The organism is Pseudidiomarina taiwanensis, assembly GCF_003987435.1.
In the GTDB taxonomy this organism is placed as follows: Bacteria; Pseudomonadota; Gammaproteobacteria; order Enterobacterales; family Alteromonadaceae; genus Pseudidiomarina; species Pseudidiomarina taiwanensis.
This window is the reverse complement of the sequence record NZ_PIQG01000005.1, coordinates 160,816-177,678: the sequence shown is the minus strand read 5'-3', so window position 1 is coordinate 177,678 and position 16,863 is coordinate 160,816. Positions and strand designations below refer to the sequence as shown.

Below are 16,863 nucleotides of genomic sequence, written 5' to 3'. Positions count from 1 at the left end.
GATTAGTTTTGTAGTGCACGCCAACGGCGCTCTAATACAATGATCGCGCCAATGTATAGCGTAACGATCGCAACTGAGACTGCAAAAAATCGGTGCTCGGGAAATAAGTACCACACGCTAACAACCACTAAAGTTCGAAGTATGGCATGGACGAAGCCTATCCAGTGCTGAATGATCCAAGAGATTGGCAGCCACATTAACCCAGTTAAGATCCCCACTGAGAGAGGTAGCGAAGTGTAATCAATTAGGAAAAAAGGAATGGCAATCGCATACACTAAAACCGACATCCCAATGGTGTAGTAAAACAAAGTGTCGAAGGTGTTTTTGGGGCGTTGCTTGTTGAGGAAATCCTCACCGGTTAATTTGGAAATCGGCAGAGCCAAATAAACAATCGATCCGGTCGCGATAAACAGAGTCATTGAAATCGCATAGCTATCCATAAATAAAGAACAGACTGCCACCACCGACCAAGCAATTAAACCAGCAAGCGGCGTCGCAATTAGGCGTCGCTGGGCAAATTCTTGACGCTGCTGCTCGAGGCTAGAACCAGAATTAACGCTCATGGTCACGCTCCGCGGGTAAGCGTCGTAACATTGCCTGCCATTCGTTCTCTCGATTTGCTTGGGTCATCTGCTGTGCCTTGTTGCTGGAACTCTTCAACGAGCTGAATTATTTCCCCATCATAATATAAAAAGCCCTCACGAGGAGGGCTTTTTCGGCAATAACGAAATGACACCTTAACGGTATTCATCAATACTTGGGCAACTACACACCAAGTTACGGTCACCATACACATCATCGATACGATTGACGGATGGCCAGAACTTGTTCACCCGTACCGCATTGACTGGATAGGCAGCCAGCTCGCGCGAGTATGGACGATCCCAGTTGGCATCGACAATATCGGCCAAGGTGTGTGGCGCATTATGGAGTGGATTGTTATCCGCAGGCCATTCCCCTGCTTCAACTCGCTTGGCTTCTTCACGAATACTGATCATGGCTTCGATAAAACGATCAAGCTCAGCTTTTGATTCAGATTCGGTTGGCTCAACCATTAAGGTTCCCGCTACTGGGAAGCTCATGGTTGGGCTATGGAAACCATAATCCTGTAGACGTTTCGCGATATCTAACTCGGTCACACCGCATGCTTCTTTGATCGGACGTAAATCGATAATACATTCGTGTGCAACACGATCGTTACGGCCCTTGTACAGAATCGGGTAATGACCTTTAAGTTTCTTGGCGATGTAGTTTGCGCTCAAAATCGCAACTTCTGTCGCTTTGCGCAAGCCACGGCCACCCATCATGGCGATATACATCCATGAGATAGGAAGAATACTGGCACTTCCGTACGGCGCAGCCGATACCGCACCGTTGTCCAAACCAGTGCCGTGAATTGGCACCACTGAATGGTTTGGTAAGAACGGAGCGAGGTGCTTCTTCACCCCGATGGGTCCCATACCTGGGCCGCCACCGCCGTGTGGAATACAGAAGGTTTTATGCAAGTTCAAGTGAGATACGTCAGCGCCGACGTAACCTGGTGAGGTCACCCCAACTTGGGCATTCATGTTAGCGCCGTCGAGGTAAACTTGGCCACCGAAGCTATGCACGATATCGCAAATGTCACGAATCCCTTCTTCGTATACACCGTGGGTCGATGGATAAGTGACCATGATTGAGGACAGGTTGTCACCTGCTTCTGCTGCTTTTGCACGCAGGTCGTCAAGGTCAACGTTACCATTCTTGTCACAGTTAACGACCACAACCTTCAAACCCATCATTTGCGCAGACGCTGGGTTGGTACCGTGCGCTGAACTTGGGATCAAACAGATGTTGCGGTGCGCGTCACCACGACTCTGATGATACTTTTGAATTGCGAGTAAGCCGGCATATTCACCTTGTGCACCTGAGTTTGGTTGCATCGACATGGCGTCATAGCCAGTAATATTGATGAGCCAGTCAGCCAAGGTGTGAATCATTTCAGCATAACCAGCCGCTTGGTCTTCTGGGCAGAATGGATGCAACTGACCAAATTCAGGCCAAGTCACCGGAATCATTTCTGCGGTCGCATTCAACTTCATGGTGCATGAGCCCAACGAAATCATGCTGTGATTCAGTGATAAATCTTTATTCTCGAGCTGCTTGATATAGCGTAACAACTCAGTCTCTGAGTGATAGCTGTTAAAGACCGGATGCTCGAGAATCGCGCTTTCACGTTGTAAGTTCGCTGGAATCGATTGCACATCACCCGATGCCACACGTGAATCAAGCACGTCAATTTCAAGTCCATGGTCTTTCCCGAATAGGACCTCAAATAATACTTCGACATCAGCACGTGTTTTTGCTTCATCAAGGCTGACACCAAATTGCCCGTCACCATCAACCCGCAGGTTAATGCCTGCTGCAACCGCACGTTCAACCAGCTCTTGGGCATTGCCGTCATAGTTGAAGGTTAAGGTATCAAACCAGTGGTTATTGACAATCTTGACACCATGCTCTTGCAGGCCAAGCGCGACAATGTCGGTCAACCGATGAATGCGCGACGCAATGGTTCGCAGCCCCTGCGGGCCATGATATACCGCATAAAATGAAGCCATATTGGCAAGTAATACTTGCGCGGTACAAATGTTCGAGTTGGCCTTCTCACGGCGAATGTGCTGCTCACGAGTTTGCATTGCCATCCGCAACGCAAGGTTCCCGCGGCTGTCTTTTGATACACCAATAATCCGGCCTGGCAGTGAACGCTTGTATTTATCACGGGTGGCAAAGAATGCCGCGTGTGGACCACCGTAGCCCATTGGGACACCAAAGCGCTGGGCTGAACCGAGCACAATATCGGCTCCCATTTCGCCTGGCGATTTCAATAGCACTAAGCTCATGATATCGGCGGCGACCGCGACCACCCCTTTTTTCGCTTGAATCTCAGCAATCACTTGCTCGAGGTTGTGGAGTTCACCGTTACGATCTGGGTATTGCAATAATGCGCCAAACACATCGTGCTGATCCGCTTCGGCCACAGGTGCGACGATAACATCGAAACCAAACCACTCGGCGCGAGTTTTTAACACGTCAATGGTTTGTGGATAGACATTATCCGCCACAAAGAAGGTATTTGATTTGCTCTTGCTGACGCGTTTCGCCATCGCCATCGCCTCAGCAGCTGCAGTTGCTTCGTCAAGTAGCGAGGCACTTGCAAGCTCAAGTCCGGTCAAATCAATCGTCATCTGCTGGAAGTTCAAAATCGCTTCTAAACGACCTTGGGCAATCTCTGGTTGATACGGGGTATAGGCGGTATACCAACCTGGATTCTCGAGCACATTACGTAGAATAACGTTAGGCACTAGCGTGTCGTAGTAGCCCATCCCGATGAACGAGGTTAGGACCTTATTCTTTTTTGCAATCGCCTTGAGTTTGGCCAGCGCTTCGCGCTCATTTAATGGCTCACCTACCTCCAAGAATGGTTCGCGTAAAACCTTACCTGGCACAGTATCTTTGATCAAAGCTTCAAGTGAGCTCTCACCAAGTTCATCAAGCATTCCTTGGATTTCATCAGCGCTCGGACCAATGTGGCGGCCAATGAACTCACCATGATTTTCTAATTGCTGCAAAGTCGTGGTCATGTACGTCATATCCCTCGTTACGGGCTAAATTTAAGGGTGAAACCTGCTGATCAGTAACGACAAAACCCCGGCAATAGTGACCGGGGCTTTGTCATCCTTGACCTAATCTTATTCTTCGTCGATGACGGCTTGATAACCGTCAGCGTCGAGCAGACTGTCGACTTCAGATGCGTCGTCAGCCTTAATCTTGAACAACCAACCATCCCCATAAGGATCACTGTTGACCGTTTCAGGAGCATCTTCGAGTGCTTCGTTCACTTCGATAATTTCGCCAGCAATTGGCGCATAAATATCTGATGCAGCCTTAACTGATTCGGCCACGGCGACATCATCACCCGCAGCGGCAGTATCACCCACTTCAGGTAACTCAACGAACACCATATCGCCAAGCAAATCTTGGGCGTGCTCCGTAATACCTACGGTGAAAATACCATCACCTTCGTTACGAACCCATTCGTGAGTCGTCGCGTATTTTAATTCCTTTGGAATCGTGCTCATGGTTGTCTTCCTTCAAACTGTAATAATTGTCGTCGTGGTCGTTACAGAACAGATTTACCGTTCCGCACAAAGCATGGTTTCACCACGCTCACTTTAACCAATTTTTTGCGCATTTCCACCTCTGCGGTTTCACCCACTGTGGCAGGCACACGAGCCATCGCTACCGAGAAGCCAAGCGTAGGCGAGAAGGTTCCTGAAGTAATGATGCCTTCACCACCGTCAACCAGTACCCGTTGACCATGGCGTAAGACGCCCTTGTCTTGCATGACTAAGCCAACTAATTTCATGTGGCCAGCGGCTTTTTGCTGCTCTAATGCGGCGCGCCCGATAAAGTCACGGTCGCTCGGCTCAAAGGCAACGCTCCAACCCATATTGGCCTCTAATGGACTGATGGTTTCGTCCATATCTTGGCCATACAAGTTCATGCCGGCTTCGAGTCGCAAGGTATCACGCGCGCCCAGACCACACGGTTGCACGCCAACATTAAGCAAATCATCCCAAAGCTGAGTAATGTGCTCTGCTGGGACCACAATTTCGTAGCCTTTTTCACCGGTGTAACCCGTGGTCGCAATAAAGTACTCGCCGACCTGTTGTGACATAAATGGTTTCATGCCATCAATCGCTGCACCTTGCTCTTGCAACACCAATTTCAACTTAGCTTCAGCTTGTGGGCCTTGCAAAGCAACCATGGCGAAATCTGCGCGCTCAGTGACAGTTACATCAAATTTGGCAGCAACTTTCTCAATCCATGCGAGGTCTTGCTCGCGCGTCGCAGAGTTCACAACTAATCGATACGATTCAGTTGAAAAGAAATACACGATCAAGTCATCAATCACGCCGCCCTGCTCGTTGAGCATGCTGCTGTATTGCGCTTTGCCCGGAATACTTAGCTTAGCAACGTCGTTCGCAAGCAAATAACGCAAGAAAGCCTGCGCCTGAGCTCCAGCGACATCAACGATGGTCATGTGGGACACGTCAAAAATACCTGAGTCGTTGCGGACAGCATGGTGCTCTTCTAATTGCGAGCCGTAATGCAGCGGCATATCCCAACCGTGGAAGTCGACCATTTTCGCGTTCGCTTTAAGGTGCGCTTCGTACAATGGAGTGCGGTTTGCCATGGGCTAAATATCCTTTGTCGTTTTGACGAAATTCTGAGCGCCGATTATAGAACTCTCAGACCATTTGAACAAATGAATAATCGCAATAAGTATATTTACAAAACTAATAATGATACCGTTACTATTGTTTTTGCTTATTTAGTGAGTGCTTATGCAACACCTTTCTCTTGATGCTTTACGTGCTTTCGTGAGCGTTTACGAACTGCAATCCTACACCGCAGCAGGGCGCCAACTCGGACGCTCACAACCGGCGATTTCATTGCAGGTCCAGCGGCTTGAAGAACAACTTGGAAGTACTCTCATGCACCGGGTCAGTGGGCGGATTCAGCTGACTTCCGCTGGAGCAGAGCTGCTTGAGACTGCGCGGCAACTGTTAAGTCTAAACGATCAACTTATTGCGCGCTTTACTGAACCAAGAATAAGTGGTCGGATTCGGCTTGGCATCCCCAGTGAGTTCGCCAGTAAACTACTGCCGCAAGTGGTTGGGCAATTTGCTCAATCCTATCCTAGTATCACGTTAGCCGTCACTTCTGCCCTAAGTAAGGCTCTGCTGCGCAGCGATACGGCTGATTATGATCTCATCATCGCATTGACCGAGCCGGGCCAAAAGGCCTCGAGCAAATCACCGTTCCAAATTTTAAAGCAAGAACCACTGGTTTGGGTCGGTCAACAGGACCAAGTATTTGACTACCAACCACTAAAGCTCGTGTTAGCACCGGAAGGATGCATTTATCGACGGCGAGCCCTGACACGCCTGCGTGAACAGCAGCTTGAAGCACAGATAAGTTATACCAATGCAGATTTTTCCGGACTAACCGCAGCGATTGAGAGTGGACTGGGATACACGGTACTTGCACAAAGCACGGTGCCGTTAAATTTACAAAAGTTAACCCAGCCCCAATTACCCGCGCTTGGTGAGGTCAATGTCGTGATGCAAATTGTTGACCCCAAAAATATTGCGGCGCGGCAACTCGCCCAGTTTATCCGAGAGCGGATTTAATTAAAGTTTGCTTTAATGGGGCAAACTTATCAGCAACGCGCAATCCCAGTCCACGCGCAAATTTAAGAGCTGGGTTGGGGGTGCCGAAACCACGCTTGAACGCCTCCATCGTGCCGATCATTGTGACCGCAGCTGCCTTCCGTTCACGCTCCCAATCTCTTAAGTCGCGCTGGCTAAACTCAGTTGCTGTCACTTTGAGTAAGCTTTTCACATCGGCTAAACCAAGATTTGCGCCCTGCCCTGCGAGCGGATGGATGGTATGAGCCGCATCGCCAAGAATGAGCGCGCGCTGCACCAGCCAAGTTTGTGCATATTGCATCCGCAGCGGAAAGCTAAGCCGCTCCGAATGTAAGCTTAAATCACCCAGGCATTGGTCACTTACCACTTGTAATTCTCGGACAAAATCTTCAGCCGACAGCGCAAGCAACTGCTGCGCCCGGGCCGTATCGGCAGACCACACCAGCGAAACCTGGTTGGGATCAGCTAAAGGCAGCCAGGCGACCGGACCGGTTGGCAAAAAGACCTGGCGAGCGGTATTTTGGTGAGGATGACTGATCGCAATAGTCGCCACGATTGCGGTCTGTTCATAATCCCAAAAGGTCTGGGGAATGTGTAATAAGCTACGAACCGTAGATTTCCCGCCATCTGCTGCAAACAGATAATCAGCCGTGATCTCACGTCCGTCATCAAGTCGCAGCTGAACCTGCTGTTGATCCTGCTCAACAGCGGAAACACTTACCCCTGTTAAAAATTCAACTTGCGCCGCAAGCGCACGGTCCCAAAGTATTTGCTCTAAAACTTTATTCTCGACGATCGAGCCTAAATCATCCTGATTCACCTCGGCGGCACTGAACTGGATACGACCGAAACTATCATAGTCCCAGACCTCCATCGCCTGATACGGTCCTAAGCGCTGCGCTGGTAACCCTTGCCAAGTATCGAGTGAGACCAGCAGATCACGACTAGTATGCGCAATCGCACTGACCCGTAGCTCAGGTTCAGTGCCAAAAACGGGGCGCTGACCTCGTTCTATTAAGGTGACTCGATGACCTTGCTGACGCAGACCGACGGCGAGGCTTAAGCCGACCATTCCAGCACCGACAAGCACCATATGCTTCATCTTCATTGCGGCTCCTTCAACTGCGGAGCTCGCGCTCCAAGGCCCATGGTTTGCTCAGCGAATGCATCACGTAAAGGCGTTACCGCCTCGAGCGTCGACAGCCCAATATTGCGCAATAGATTGAGTGGCCAATAGTGATTAGAAAAACCTCGAACGAGCAGATCCGTCAACCCAATAGTGCGCTGATAATCAGCTTCTCGAGCCTGCCAATAATCACTTAACACACGGTAACTCCCAGGATCATCTGCCTCGGCGAGCACTGCAGCAATTGCCAACGCATCGCGTACGCCCAAGTTAAAGCCTTGTCCTGCAATTGGATGCAGGGTGTGTGACGCATTACCAATCAAGGCCGCACGCTGCGCAGTATGCTGCTCAGCGAGTTGTAACTGCAGTGGATAATGAACCCGCAAGCGCACGCCAGTGAAGCGGCCAGCGCGATAACCAAAGGCACCTTGGGCGGCGCGGACAAAGCTATCATCTGAGAGTGCTTCAACTTCAGCAGCCTGTTCAGGGGTTAAGGTCCAAACCAAGGAGGCCTGGCGGTTCGGCATGGGGAGTAAGGCGATGGGGCCGGTCTCAGTGAAGCGTTCATAAGCCCAGCCATCTAGGTCGTCCGCTAAATCGAGAATCGCGATAATGCCATGCTGTTGATAATCCGTCTGTTGCACCCGAATCCCGAGTTGCTCCCGTAGCTGCGAACGCTGCCCGTCAGCTGCCAAGACGAGTCGGCAGGATAAAGTCGTTGCCCCCGACGGAGTGTCACAGTGCAGCACATTGAAGTCTTGCCCACGCTCTACTTCTAGACAGCGATACCCACCACGCCAATCAATATTCGGCTGGGCAATACAGGCTTGATAGAGTTCCTGGTTAAGAGCGGCCGCAGCGATGACCTCGCCAAGTGCTTCAACTCCTTGTTGCTGGGCGTGCAACCGAGTCATGCCGAGATAACCTCGATCGCTAACGTGGATATGGCGGATACGACAAGCTTGCTCTGCTAGCGCTGACCAAACCCCGAGCTTGTTCAAGATCGCAACGGTGCCAGCGGCCAGTGCAATGGTTCGCTTATCCTGTGCGGGGCCTTGCTCGCGTGGCTCTAGCACAGTGACCGTCCAATCCGGCCTTACTCGCGCCAGCAATAAAGCAGTCAGTGCGCCCACTAAGCCGCCACCGGCAATCACCACTGGAGTCACTTGCGACTGTTCTGTATCCATTGCTCAATCTCTTCGACCGTTTTCGGGACATCGGCAGTTAGATTCTCATGACCGCTTGGCGTAATCACGATGTCATCTTCAATTCGAATACCGATGTTATGCCAACGTTCATTTACATCAGTCATACTGGCAGGAATGTAAATACCCGGTTCAACCGTTAGCACCATATTTGGTGCAAACTTAATCTGCTCACCCTGCTCTTGATAGGTACAATCATCGTGTACGTCGAGGCCAAGCCAATGACCGAGGCCATGGATGAAAAAGCGGCGATAGCTTTGGCGCTCGAGATGCTCGACTAAGCTGCCGTGCAAAATTTTCAAATCAATTAAGCCTTCAGTAATAACCCGAGCCGCAGCGTTATAGGCTTGTATCAGGTCACTCCCCACCTTAGCTTCAGCGAGGGCGGCGTGTTGGGCGGCAAGTACAACCTCATAAAGGGCGCGCTGTTCGCCGGTGAAACGCCCATTTACCGGGAAAGTGCGCGTAATATCAGCGGCATAGCCTTGATATTCTGCACCCGCATCAATGAGTAATAGTTCACCATCTTGTAACTGTTTGGTGTTTTCGGTGTAGTGCAAAATGCAAGCATTCTCACCACTCCCACAAATGGTTCCATAGGCTGGATGTAACGCCCCAGCGAGCGCAAATTCATATTCCAGTGTTGCGGCAACTTGATATTCATAGCGCCCTGGCTGAGCGACAGTCATCGCTCGTTTATGAGCCGCCACGCTGATTGCCGCTGCGGTTCGCATAAGCGCCAGCTCGTGCTCATCTTTAATCAAGCGTGCGGCGGCGAAATAGCTATGCAGATCCTGAAACTGCGTAGGTACGAGACGTTGTTTACGTTGCTCTGCGCGGAGCTGTTCGCTGACAGTTTTTAGCAAGCTTTGGCAATGGTTATCTTGATGCAAGCTAAATACGGTATGGATGCCACTTAAAGCGTCTTTAAGGTAGCTGTTTTGGTGCTCAATCGAAGCAGCCATATCAACCCCGAGATCCTGCTTGGCAGCCTCAATCCCGAGCCGCCGACCATGCCAAACTTCAGCCGCTGGATCACTAGGCTGGCAAAGCAACTGCACGGGTTGATCAAGGTGAGGCGCCAAAATCAGCAGCGCATTGGGTTCGTTGAAGCCAGTTAAGTAATAAAAGTTACTGTTCTGTCGAAAGGGGTATTCGGTATCATGACTGCGCGTTACGAGTGCAGCGCTTGCGATCACCGCTACCGCAGGTTCCGCTTGCTGAGCAAGATAATCGAGAAGCCGTTGCCGACGCTGCTGATAAATCTTCATGCGTTACTCTTTGCCTTAATGTAAGACCTTGTTGGGCTGTCCCTTCCCCTTGCCTTTTTGCCCGAGTTCGTTAAAGCAGAGCAAGGCAGATACGCGCAAATATTCAACTATTTCAAAATAAGCACGTTCAGCATCTTCTTCGTCATCAACATTAAAATCGAGCTTGGCAATCTCAACCATATCGTCAATCGCCTCGCGCAAGTCGGCTGATAAACCCGCCATATTGGTTTGATTGACACCAAAGCCCACCAAAAATGACTGCACCCAACCAACGAGTCCTTGCAGGCGCTCATGCAGTGGAACATTGTCATGGGGCAATAATAGGCTATATCCCATATCTGGGTCTTGCATCGCGGTACGAATAATTTCAGCTAATTCTTTTAGTCGCTCTTTACAATCTGGCTTAAAAGACTGTCCCTCATGAATGAGGTCACTGACTAATAACAGCCATTCATCACCGCTAGTACTGGCACCACCAGCTATCATACCCGAGAGAATCCCGTGGATCTCAGCCGCGCTGGCGAGAATATCTTGTTGTTCGAAATACTCGTTTAAACGATCGTAATTGAATTGATTCAATGAACCGCCACTTTCATCAACCATTGAGCAACCTTATGATTATTGCATTTGTGCTCTAATGCTATCACTTGCTTCAGTCGCAAGCTAGCTGACAAGTCCTGTCGAGGCATGGCATAATAGAGCAGTAACGAGGAGCTCTGAAAGGAACGAGTGATGAGCAGCAATAATGCAAAAATGATGGAAATCAATTTGATGCAACGGCAGTACAAAGTCAGCTGCCCTGCTGGCCAAGAAGTTGCGTTGCAGCAAGCTGCCGATCGCTTAAATGGCAAGCTCGAGCAAATTCGAACTGCAACTAAGCTTACTCATCCTGAGCAGATTGCGGTGATGGCGGCACTCAACTTATGCCACGAGAGCCATCAGCAAGCGCTGCAACAGCAGCAGCGAATTGCTGAACTGGAAGATAAGTTAACGTTATTGCAAGAGACCTTGGAACAAGTAACTGCGGAGCAGCGCCCTTCACGCTAGCTGCGCGTAACAATGATCGCCTGGAATGTTTGCTAGCACGCTAATGTCCCTGAGCCGATGCTTTTTTAATAAGGGGTTCACTGAGCGACTATTGTGCAAGCTCGACATGTATCGAGAAGCCTACGGTCGTGTATTTGCGCCCCGCCTTGAACCAAAGGGTTCAAGGGCAACAGCACTGCGGCGGCATTTTGGGTGGTCACCCTTCTTCTTTCTTTGCGCGCGCCACGATTGCGCGAACATCCTCGAGTAACTGTTGGGCATCATAAATAATGCCATCTTTGATGGTGTAACGAATTCCCTCAGTCCGATAGGGCTGATTTTGTTCGTTTAGGCGATAATGCCCTGTGCCGTAGAGCACCTTGAAGTTCGCCAGCGGGTTTTCTGCGACGATGACTAAATCGGCCTTTTTGCCCGGCACCACTGAGCCAATTTCATGATCTAAGCCAAGCGCCTCAGCGCCGTTCAGCGTTGCCGCTTGCACGACCTCGAGCGCATTAAAGCCGGCCTCACGCAACAACTCGAGTTCGCGAATAAAGGCGAATCCGTAAACTTTGTAGATATAACCTGCATCCGAACCTGTAGTGACACGACCGCCGTGATTTTTATAGTCGTTCAAGAATGCCATCCATAGCTGATAGTTTTTACGCCAAGCGATTTCGTTATCCGTGGTCCAATCGAACCAATATGACCCATGGGCATAGCGACTTGGGGTAAAGAAATCCCATAATGTTGGCAAAGTGTACTCTTGATGCCATATCGCTTGGCGTTCACGCATCAGGTCGCGACTCGCTTCATAGATGGTCAAAGTTGGGTTGATGGTAAAATCCAGTGCAATCAATTCATCGCGAACGGCATTCCACTTGGCACTACCCGGCTTAGCGGCTTGTTGCCATAAACGCCCTGCTTCAGCAAACCGATCTTGTTCATTGTTATAGTTGTAGTGGGCTGGATAATCTTGGATCACCTGGCCGTCAAATAGCGCCTCGGGCAATCCATACCAATGCTCCATGGTGGTTAAGCCCTGTCGAGCAGAATCGAGTACATTGGTCCGCACCACGTTTAGCTGGGCGTGATGCATCATGGTACCAAGCTGTTGCTTGTTGGCTTCATCAAGTGCTGCGGCCATAACCCGTGGTGTTGCACCAAAAAACTTGATGCCTGCCGCCCCTTTGCGTTTGACTTCGCGCACCCAGTCGCGAGCCTGCTCAGCAGTGAATATCGGTTCCTCACTGCCCATCCCAAAGCCAACGTAAGGAATAATCCGCGGCGAGACAATACGGTTGTCTTCAGCCCGCTGTTGATGCCACTGCACCCAACCTAGACCATTAAAACTACCCGGTTCACGGACTGTAGTAATCCCATGAGCAAGCCATAATTTCAGCACATATTCGGCTGGAATGTTGTCAGCAGAGCCACCGATATGACCATGCATATCGACGAAACCAGGCAGAATATAATGGCCACTGACATCGAGTTCTTGATCACCGGGTTGCGCTACTGGACGTCCTGCCGGTTTAATCGGCACTCCCGGATGACCCACACTCACCACATTCACAATTCGATCGTTCTCAATCACAATATCAACCGGCCCAACTGCTGGAGCCCCCTCACCATTGATAAGCGTGCCACCGCGGAGAATCAGGCGCGCATACGGACCTTGTCCCTCGTCACTGCGCAATGGGGCTTTCGGTGGAGCGGCAATCGTTGCTACACTGACCCAAAGAGCCAATCCAGCTAGTAGCCATTTGCTAAGTGGGTGAGTCAACATAATCAGCGCCCTCGTTGATAATTAGTTCGAGAAATAAAATGATGCATGAGCATAGCAGTGCAACTGAACGACAGCAATTACGGCGATTGCTTTTGTCATACCGTGGACAGTTGACAGAAGCGGAGCGTGAACGTGCTGCACATAAAGTAAGTGAGCATTTACATGCGCTGACAGAGTTTCAACAAGCACAAACGATTGGCAGCTATCATAGTGTCCGCGCTGAATTACCCACCGCCGAATTAAACCAACATTTACAACGCGAAAAACAGCTCGCCCTGCCGCGTTTGCATCCAGTTGTAAGCAACCACTTACTCTTTTTGCAGGTTACCGAAAAGACGATATGGCACGCCAATTCGTTCGGAATCCCGGAGCCGAGATTAGCGAGTCCTGATATCATCCCACTCGATCATCTCGATATCTTATTGGTTCCCTTAGTTGGCTTTGACCAGCAGGGTAACCGGATGGGGATGGGTGGTGGCTTTTATGATCGAACGCTGGCGGCGCACCGTGCTGGTCGCTACCCGAAGTTACTGACCATCGGCTTGGCTTTCGATTGTCAACAGCTTGAGCAGCTTCCAACAGAACCTTGGGATGTCCCCTTAAACATGGTGATTACTCCTGCAAAAATATGGGATTTTCGCAGTTAAATCGCTATACTCACAGGTGAATCGAACGCAACCTTTCTCACTTCATGAACATGGCCAAAGTTAATGTCGTCTGCACAAGATAAACTCAAACAAGAAGCGGCTCAGGCAGCCCTCAAATTCGTCCAGCCCGGCACTGTCGTCGGGGTGGGTACAGGCTCCACCGTCAATTATTTCATCGATGCTTTAGCAACAATGAAACAGGATATTGAAGCTGCGGTCTCGAGTTCAGAAGCCTCCACAGTACGACTAAAACAGCACGGTATCGAGGTGATTGAACTGAATAATGTTCGTGACCTCCCTGTTTACATTGATGGTGCCGACGAAATCGATAAGCATTTCCACATGACCAAGGGCGGCGGCGGCGCTTTGACCCGTGAAAAAATCATTGCCGCAGTTGCTGATAAATTTATTTGTATCGCCGATGAGAGCAAACAAGTCGGTCGCCTCGGAGGATTTCCTATTCCAGTTGAGGTGATTCCGATGGCACGCTCATATGTTGCCCGTGAAATCGTCAAACTTGGCGGCGATCCTGAATGGCGCCAAGGTTTTGTCACCGATAATGGCAATCTTATCCTTGATGTTCATAATTTCGATATCCTTGATCCGATTGAGCTCGAGCGCCAGCTAAACAATATTGTTGGGGTTGTGACTAATGGCCTATTCGCCGCGCGGAATGCGGACGTTGCCTTGATCGCAACTGCCCAAGGTGTGCAAGAGTTAACTCTTTAGGGGGAAGTGAAATGGCGGCTGTATCACTGGCAAAAGATAAAATTAAAGTACTGTTACTTGAAGGTGTCCACGACAGTGCTGTTGAAGTATTTAAACAGCATGGCTATGTGTCTATTGAGTGGTTAAAAACCTCTCTGAGCGAAGAGGAATTATGTGAGCGCATCCAAGATGTTCACTTTCTTGGGATTCGTTCACGTACCCAGCTCACAGAGAAAGTTTTTGCTGCAGCACAGAAGCTGGCAGCAGTTGGCTGCTTCTGTATCGGTACCAACCAGGTTGATTTAGAAGCGGCGAAGCGACATGGTGTGGTCGTCTTTAACGCGCCCTTCTCGAATACCCGTAGTGTTGCCGAGTTAGTTCTTGCAGAAATTATCATGTTACTGCGCCGCATTCCGGAGCGCAGCGCTGGTTGTCATCGCGGTGATTGGCAAAAATCTGCAGCCGGATCCTATGAGGCCCGCGGCAAAATTCTCGGCATTATTGGCTATGGCCATATTGGCTCACAACTGAGTATCTTGGCCGAGCAACTTGGCATGCAGGTTCGTTACTATGATATTGAGACCAAGCTAAGTTTAGGCAACGCCCTCCAAGTTCGTAGCCTCAACGAGCTCCTACAAAGTGCAGATGTGGTCACCTTACACGTACCTGAGACACCACAAACACAATGGATGATCAGCGCGAGCGAATTAGCTGTCATGAAACCAGGAAGTGTTCTTATTAACGCTTCGCGCGGCACCGTTGTCGATATTGAGGCACTGGCGAGCGCGCTTAAATCAGAACATTTGGCGGGTGCAGCGATTGACGTCTTCCCGCTCGAGCCGAAGAGCAACAACGAAGAGTTTCTGTCGCCGTTGCGTGGCATTGACAGCTGTATCTTAACCCCTCATATCGGTGGCTCGACCCAAGAGGCACAAGCCAACATTGGCGTCGAAGTTGCGGGTAAGTTAGTCCATTACTCTGATAACGGCTCAACCCTTTCAGCGGTGAACTTCCCTGAAGTCTCGCTGCCATCGCATGCCGGCACGCGACGCTTACTGCATATTCACGAAAACCGGCCAGGGATGTTGACCCAAATTAACCAAATTATGGCAGATGCACATCTTAACGTTGCCGGACAGTATCTACAGACCGACTCGAAAGTAGGTTATGTGGTGATTGATATTGAAGTGCAAGATCAAGGTGAGCAAGCAGATGAATTGCTCGCTCAACTCAGAACAATTCCGGGCACAATTCGCGCCCGGGTCTTGTATTAAGCGTTAGTCGCGCTTCCCACGCACGGTGCGTTCCATCGACTCTGGTGAAACGTGCCGTACGTCTTTGCCTTTAACAAAGAAAATAATGTACTCCGCGATATTCTGACAACGATCGCCAATCCGCTCGAGTGAACGTGCAGACCAAAGCACATTCATCACTTTTGGAATGCCGCGCGGATCTTCCATCATATAGGTCATCAGCTGCCGAGTAACGGCTTCATACTGACGATCTGCCTGCGCATCCATCTGATGGACATCGTAAGCAGCATCGAGATCCATCCGCGCAAAGGCATCAAGGACGCCATGCAACATCGACAAAACCTGTTGCCCCAAATTCTCAAGACTAATTAGAAATTGCTGATGGTCGTTGTTAAAGCTTTCAAGTGCGACCTTAGCAATGCGCTCAATTTCATCCCCAATTCGCTCTAAATCAGCAATGGTTTTGAAAATTGAGATAATTAAGCGCAAATCACTTGCTGCCGGTTGACGCTTAGCAATAATTTGCACACACGCTTCATCGATTTGAACTTCTAACGCATTAATTTTGTAATCACGCTCAAGCACTTGTTGGGCAAGTTCCTGATCGTGTTTTTCAATGGCGTGTAAAGCATCACGAAGCTGCTGCTCAACTAGCCCGCCCATATTCAAAACTTGGTTACGGACCGCCTCGAGCTCTTCATTAAATTTGCCAGAAATATGGCGGCTGACATTGATATTGTCCATGCTCTAATCCTCTTAACCGTAGCGGCCAGTAATGTAATCTTCAGTTTGCTTTTTACCCGGGGTGGTAAACAGCGTGTTGGTGTCGGCGTATTCAATCAATTTGCCCATATACATGAAAGCGGTCTGATCAGAGACTCGAGCTGCTTGCTGCATGTTATGGGTTACGATGACAACAGTAAATTGCTCTTTCAGCTCGGTAATCAACTCTTCAATGGTGAGGGTTGAAATCGGATCCAAAGCTGAGGTCGGTTCATCGAGTAGCAGAATTTCCGGCTCAATTGCAATGGCTCGCGCAATCACCAAACGTTGCTGCTGACCACCAGAAAGTCCAAACGCACTCTCATTCAAGCGATCTTTAACCTCATCCCACAAGGCCGCACCTTTCAGTGAGCGTTCAACGATTTCATCGAGACGACGGCGGTCATTTATACCTTGTAACCGCAGCCCGTACACAACGTTTTCGTAGATTGACTTAGGGAACGGGTTCGGACGCTGGAACACCATGCCGATGCGGCGACGTAGTTCAGCTACATCCACATCTTTGTCATAAATATTCTTATCGTGTAAGCGAATTTCACCATTCACTTTACAAATATCGACAAGATCATTCATCCGGTTGATACAGCGCAGTAAGGTCGACTTACCGCAACCTGACGGACCGATAAACGCGGTGACACGATTCTTTGGAATCGTCATATCGATATTATAGAGCGCCTGAGCTTCGCCATAATGTAAGTTCAGGTCACGGATCTCCAGCGCTGTTTGCTCAGCGCTCAAGTTTTCTAAATCTAACGCTTCCGTTTGTGCGTTGCTTGGAGTTACCGAAATCATAACAGTACC

General features: G+C 49.8%; 16 protein-coding genes and 1 other RNA gene. 6 read left to right on the top strand and 11 right to left on the bottom strand.

Annotation, left to right across the window (positions count from 1 at the left end; translation table 11 throughout):
* Positions 1 to 2: 2 nt before the first annotated feature.
* From CWI83_RS10015 to gcvT, 4 genes are all read right to left on the bottom strand, one after another.
* Positions 3 to 563, bottom strand: coding sequence for a DUF7010 family protein (locus CWI83_RS10015; RefSeq protein ID WP_126828601.1), 561 nt, complete (start codon positions 561 to 563; stop codon positions 3 to 5).
* A 174-nt stretch (positions 564 to 737) separates the two neighbouring features.
* Complete coding sequence (gene gcvP / locus CWI83_RS10010) at positions 738 to 3,629, bottom strand: aminomethyl-transferring glycine dehydrogenase (protein ID WP_126828599.1); 2,892 nt, start codon at positions 3,627 to 3,629, stop codon at positions 738 to 740.
* A 99-nt stretch (positions 3,630 to 3,728) separates the two neighbouring features.
* Complete coding sequence (gcvH, locus tag CWI83_RS10005; RefSeq protein ID WP_126828597.1) at positions 3,729 to 4,118, bottom strand: glycine cleavage system protein GcvH; 390 nt, start codon at positions 4,116 to 4,118, stop codon at positions 3,729 to 3,731.
* Between the two features lie 41 nt (positions 4,119 to 4,159).
* Positions 4,160 to 5,236 carry a glycine cleavage system aminomethyltransferase GcvT gene (gene gcvT / locus CWI83_RS10000; protein ID WP_126828596.1) on the bottom strand — a complete coding sequence of 359 codons (1,077 nt, stop codon included), beginning with the start codon at positions 5,234 to 5,236 and terminating at the stop codon, positions 4,160 to 4,162.
* A 151-nt stretch (positions 5,237 to 5,387) separates the two neighbouring features.
* Here gcvT and CWI83_RS09995 point away from each other — a divergent pair, with 151 nt between their 5' ends.
* Positions 5,388 to 6,236 (top strand): LysR family transcriptional regulator, encoded by an 849-nt coding sequence (locus CWI83_RS09995; protein ID WP_126828594.1) that lies wholly within the window; start codon positions 5,388 to 5,390, stop codon positions 6,234 to 6,236.
* On the opposite strand, the gene CWI83_RS09990 is transcribed toward CWI83_RS09995, so the two are convergent.
* Genes CWI83_RS09990 through CWI83_RS09975 form a run of 4 tightly spaced genes read right to left on the bottom strand, consistent with a single transcriptional unit; the run spans position 6,217 to position 10,459 of the window.
* Positions 6,217 to 7,362 carry a UbiH/UbiF/VisC/COQ6 family ubiquinone biosynthesis hydroxylase gene (locus CWI83_RS09990; RefSeq protein WP_126828592.1) on the bottom strand — a complete coding sequence of 382 codons (1,146 nt, stop codon included), beginning with the start codon at positions 7,360 to 7,362 and terminating at the stop codon, positions 6,217 to 6,219. The two genes, CWI83_RS09995 and CWI83_RS09990, sit on opposite strands and share 20 nt — an antisense overlap.
* Positions 7,359 to 8,567, bottom strand: a complete 1,209-nt coding sequence (ubiH, locus tag CWI83_RS09985; protein WP_126828590.1) for a 2-octaprenyl-6-methoxyphenyl hydroxylase — start codon at positions 8,565 to 8,567, stop codon at positions 7,359 to 7,361. Before ubiH ends, CWI83_RS09990 begins: the two co-directional genes overlap by 4 nt.
* Positions 8,543 to 9,856: an aminopeptidase P N-terminal domain-containing protein gene (locus CWI83_RS09980; protein ID WP_126828589.1), complete on the bottom strand. Its 1,314-nt coding sequence runs from the start codon at positions 9,854 to 9,856 to the stop codon at positions 8,543 to 8,545. Before CWI83_RS09980 ends, ubiH begins: the two co-directional genes overlap by 25 nt.
* 15 nt (positions 9,857 to 9,871) lie before the next feature.
* Positions 9,872 to 10,459, bottom strand: a complete 588-nt coding sequence (locus tag CWI83_RS09975) for a UPF0149 family protein (protein WP_126828587.1) — start codon at positions 10,457 to 10,459, stop codon at positions 9,872 to 9,874.
* Positions 10,460 to 10,588: 129 nt separating this feature from the next.
* Between CWI83_RS09975 and CWI83_RS09970 the strand changes: the two genes are divergently transcribed.
* Together CWI83_RS09970 and ssrS are read left to right on the top strand one after the other, a co-directional pair.
* Positions 10,589 to 10,903: a cell division protein ZapA gene (locus tag CWI83_RS09970; protein ID WP_126828585.1), complete on the top strand. Its 315-nt coding sequence runs from the start codon at positions 10,589 to 10,591 to the stop codon at positions 10,901 to 10,903.
* 14 nt (positions 10,904 to 10,917) lie between these two features.
* Positions 10,918 to 11,102, top strand: a non-coding RNA gene (ssrS, locus tag CWI83_RS09965) — 6S RNA.
* Here ssrS and CWI83_RS09960 read toward each other — a convergent pair.
* The gene (locus tag CWI83_RS09960; RefSeq protein ID WP_126828583.1) at positions 11,100 to 12,671 is read right to left on the bottom strand and encodes an amidohydrolase family protein; all 1,572 of its coding nucleotides are present in this window, start codon (positions 12,669 to 12,671) and stop codon (positions 11,100 to 11,102) included. The two genes, ssrS and CWI83_RS09960, sit on opposite strands and share 3 nt — an antisense overlap.
* 38 nt (positions 12,672 to 12,709) lie before the next feature.
* On the opposite strand from CWI83_RS09960, the gene CWI83_RS09955 reads away from it, so the two are divergent.
* The 3 genes from CWI83_RS09955 to serA all read left to right on the top strand — a co-directional run bounded on the left by CWI83_RS09955 (position 12,710) and on the right by serA (position 15,300).
* The gene (locus CWI83_RS09955) at positions 12,710 to 13,318 is read left to right on the top strand and encodes a 5-formyltetrahydrofolate cyclo-ligase (protein ID WP_126828581.1); all 609 of its coding nucleotides are present in this window, start codon (positions 12,710 to 12,712) and stop codon (positions 13,316 to 13,318) included.
* Between the two features lie 63 nt (positions 13,319 to 13,381).
* A complete protein-coding gene (gene rpiA / locus CWI83_RS09950; protein ID WP_126828579.1) occupies positions 13,382 to 14,047 on the top strand; it encodes a ribose-5-phosphate isomerase RpiA in 666 nt (221 codons plus the stop codon).
* 11 nt (positions 14,048 to 14,058) lie between these two features.
* Entirely contained in the window at positions 14,059 to 15,300 is a 1,242-nt protein-coding gene (serA, locus tag CWI83_RS09945; protein ID WP_126828578.1) for a phosphoglycerate dehydrogenase, read from the top strand.
* A 3-nt stretch (positions 15,301 to 15,303) separates the two neighbouring features.
* Here serA and phoU read toward each other — a convergent pair whose 3' ends face one another.
* Positions 15,304 to 16,023 (bottom strand): phosphate signaling complex protein PhoU, encoded by a 720-nt coding sequence (phoU, locus tag CWI83_RS09940; protein WP_126828576.1) that lies wholly within the window; start codon positions 16,021 to 16,023, stop codon positions 15,304 to 15,306.
* A gap of 12 nt (positions 16,024 to 16,035) precedes the next feature.
* Positions 16,036 to 16,854, bottom strand: a complete 819-nt coding sequence (gene pstB, locus CWI83_RS09935) for a phosphate ABC transporter ATP-binding protein PstB (RefSeq protein WP_126828574.1) — start codon at positions 16,852 to 16,854, stop codon at positions 16,036 to 16,038.
* Positions 16,855 to 16,863 lie beyond the last annotated feature (9 nt).

Excerpts from the sequence above, each read along its gene's own strand:
- CWI83_RS10015 (WP_126828601.1), bottom strand. The coding sequence starts at position 563 with ATGAGCGTTAATTCTGGTTCTAGCCTCGAGCAGCAGCGTCAAGAATTT.
- gcvP (WP_126828599.1), bottom strand. The coding sequence starts at position 3,629 with ATGACGTACATGACCACGACTTTGCAGCAATTAGAAAATCATGGTGAG.
- gcvH (WP_126828597.1), bottom strand. The coding sequence starts at position 4,118 with ATGAGCACGATTCCAAAGGAATTAAAATACGCGACGACTCACGAATGG.
- gcvT (WP_126828596.1), bottom strand. The coding sequence starts at position 5,236 with ATGGCAAACCGCACTCCATTGTACGAAGCGCACCTTAAAGCGAACGCG.
- CWI83_RS09995 (WP_126828594.1), top strand. The coding sequence starts at position 5,388 with ATGCAACACCTTTCTCTTGATGCTTTACGTGCTTTCGTGAGCGTTTAC.
- CWI83_RS09990 (WP_126828592.1), bottom strand. The coding sequence starts at position 7,362 with ATGAAGATGAAGCATATGGTGCTTGTCGGTGCTGGAATGGTCGGCTTA.
- ubiH (WP_126828590.1), bottom strand. The coding sequence starts at position 8,567 with ATGGATACAGAACAGTCGCAAGTGACTCCAGTGGTGATTGCCGGTGGC.
- CWI83_RS09980 (WP_126828589.1), bottom strand. The coding sequence starts at position 9,856 with ATGAAGATTTATCAGCAGCGTCGGCAACGGCTTCTCGATTATCTTGCT.
- CWI83_RS09975 (WP_126828587.1), bottom strand. The coding sequence starts at position 10,459 with ATGGTTGATGAAAGTGGCGGTTCATTGAATCAATTCAATTACGATCGT.
- CWI83_RS09970 (WP_126828585.1), top strand. The coding sequence starts at position 10,589 with ATGAGCAGCAATAATGCAAAAATGATGGAAATCAATTTGATGCAACGG.
- CWI83_RS09960 (WP_126828583.1), bottom strand. The coding sequence starts at position 12,671 with ATGTTGACTCACCCACTTAGCAAATGGCTACTAGCTGGATTGGCTCTT.
- CWI83_RS09955 (WP_126828581.1), top strand. The coding sequence starts at position 12,710 with ATGATGCATGAGCATAGCAGTGCAACTGAACGACAGCAATTACGGCGA.
- rpiA (WP_126828579.1), top strand. The coding sequence starts at position 13,382 with ATGTCGTCTGCACAAGATAAACTCAAACAAGAAGCGGCTCAGGCAGCC.
- serA (WP_126828578.1), top strand. The coding sequence starts at position 14,059 with ATGGCGGCTGTATCACTGGCAAAAGATAAAATTAAAGTACTGTTACTT.
- phoU (WP_126828576.1), bottom strand. The coding sequence starts at position 16,023 with ATGGACAATATCAATGTCAGCCGCCATATTTCTGGCAAATTTAATGAA.
- pstB (WP_126828574.1), bottom strand. The coding sequence starts at position 16,854 with ATGATTTCGGTAACTCCAAGCAACGCACAAACGGAAGCGTTAGATTTA.